A 1,996-nucleotide genomic window follows, 5' to 3' on the forward strand; every position below is an offset into this window, starting at 1 on the left:
GGATCACCGCCGACGGGTGCGTGGGATCGTGGAAGACCTGCTGGTCCGCGGCGCGAAGGGTGGTGGCGGTGGCCCTGGGTTCGCCCGTGCCGGGATTGCGGGCGTAGCGGGGGAAGGCGCCGCTGGAGACCTGGACCCTGATGCGGTGGCCGCGCTTGAACCGGTGGGCCGTGGGCCACAACCGGACCTTCGCGCAGGACGTCTCGTCGGCGCCGGTCAGGCTGATCAGGCCGTCGCACAGGTTGGTCGAGCGGCCCTTGGGGTCCACGTCGCACAGGCGCACGAAGACATCGGCGTACGGCAGGCTGGAGCGGAACCAGATCTCGGCGCTGACCTCGCCGATGACCTCCACGTCCGCGTCCAGCGCGGGGGCGGTGTAGGTGAGGACGTCGGGCCGGGCCTCCAGGCGGGCGTTGTCCTTGCGGCCCGCGGCATTGCCGGCGAACCGCACTCCACCGACGGCGGGTGTGGGATCCGCCGGGTCGTAGCGGTAGCCGTCGGGGGCGGACTCTCCCGGCTCGTCGGGCGACAGCGCGCCGCCGGGCCGGAGGTGGAAGAGCCGCGGGTCGTAGCCCGGGGGCGGCCAGGACTCGACGTCCCGCCACGCCTCCTCGCCCATCACGTACAGGCGTACGGGTTCCCGCACCGGCGGCTGCTCGCCCCGTGCGTGCGCGAGCCCGAAGCCGAGGGTCTGGGCCGCGGCCTCGGATAAGACGCCCGGGGCAACGTGGGTCCATGGCCCGACCGTGAGCCGGGCCTCGCGTCCCGCCGCGCGCAGCGCCCGGTAGTCGCGCAGCTGTCCGGGCAGGAAGAGGTCGTACCAGCCGCCCACCGAACTGACCGGCACGGTCACGCCCGCGACCCGGGCCCGGTGGTCCACGTCGGCCCAGTGGGCGGCGTCGGCGCTGTGGACGAGGATGTCCTGGATGTACGGGGAGCGCCGGCCCGTCGCGGCGACGTCGGCCCGGTTGAGCGGCAGGGTGAACTGGGCGCGGTGCGTCTTCCTGGCCGCCAGCATCTGGCGGAGCAGCGCCGCGCGGCGCTCCTGGCCCGCCAGCATGACGCCCCAGCCGAACGGCGTCTCCAGTTCGAACGCGTCCTCGCGGAGGAAGTCCAGTGTGAGCGCGGACTCGGTCACCACCGGGATCATGGCCTTGACCTGCGAGGGCAGCCGGTCGGCGACCGCCCACTGCACCGTGAGAGACGGGCCACTTCGGTGCCCGTCGCCGCGTCCAGCAGGGGGCGGCCCTCGTCGGGTGCCTCGTACCACTCACCGGCGATGTAGCTGTGCAGTTTCGCTGCCACGTGCGGGCCCGCCCTTCCGTGCTCCGAGTGCTCCGAGTGCTCTCAGCGGTCGATGCGGTGCAGTTCGCGCCGGTAGCGCGCGCCGTTGTCCCGGTAGGTGCGTACGGCGTACTCCACCCAGGAGGGGTCGACCGGTGTCTCGCGCAGCCGCGCCGGGACGCCGAGCGCCATGGTCCTGGCCGGGATCTCGAAGTCCTCCGGGACCAGTGCGCAGGCGCCGACGACAGCGCCCTCGCGCACGGTCGCCCGGTTCAGGACGACGGAGCCCGACCCGATCAGGGCGTGGCGCTCCACGGTGCAGCCCTCCAGGTGGGCGTTGTGGCCGATCACGCAGTCGGGGCCGATCAGGGTCGGCCACCGGGGGGTGGTGTGCACCACGGTTCCGTCCTGGACGCTGGTGCGGGCGCCCACCGCGATACGGCCGAGGTCTCCGCGCAGGACCGCGCCGGGCCACACGCTGGCCTCCGCGCCGATCGACACGCACCCGATCACGACGGCGTCCGGGTGGACGAAGGCGCTGGGATCGATGTCCGGCTCGTCGGGGCCGAGGGCATAGACCGGCATGGCTGCCACCTCGCTCGTCCTGGTCGGCCGACCCGCCGACCCGGCAACACTCTACTGATATTTTTCGGAACGACAATATATTGTGTAAGGAAGGGTCGGGGGCCTGCGGGGATCCGGGCCTGCGGGG

General features: G+C 72.9%; 2 protein-coding genes. Both read right to left on the reverse strand.

Features of this window, described 5'->3' with window-relative positions; all coding sequences use genetic code 11:
* Window positions 1–1,195: CocE/NonD family hydrolase (locus FNH04_RS45440; RefSeq protein ID WP_322725729.1), on the reverse strand; the 1,195-nt coding region annotated here is incomplete at its 3' end.
* Between the two features lie 152 nt (window positions 1,196–1,347).
* The gene (locus FNH04_RS45445) at window positions 1,348–1,869 is read right to left on the reverse strand and encodes a gamma carbonic anhydrase family protein (protein WP_152792066.1); all 522 of its coding nucleotides are present in this window, start codon (window positions 1,867–1,869) and stop codon (window positions 1,348–1,350) included.
* Window positions 1,870–1,996 lie beyond the last annotated feature (127 nt).

The sequence above is a fragment of the Streptomyces phyllanthi genome (genome assembly GCF_009377205.1).
In the GTDB taxonomy this organism is placed as follows: Bacteria; Actinomycetota; Actinomycetes; order Streptomycetales; family Streptomycetaceae; genus Streptomyces; species Streptomyces phyllanthi.

Bases quoted from the DNA above. Each gene is read 5' to 3' on its own strand.
- FNH04_RS45445 (WP_152792066.1), bottom strand. From the start codon at position 1,869: ATGCCGGTCTATGCCCTCGGCCCCGACGAGCCGGACATCGATCCCAGC.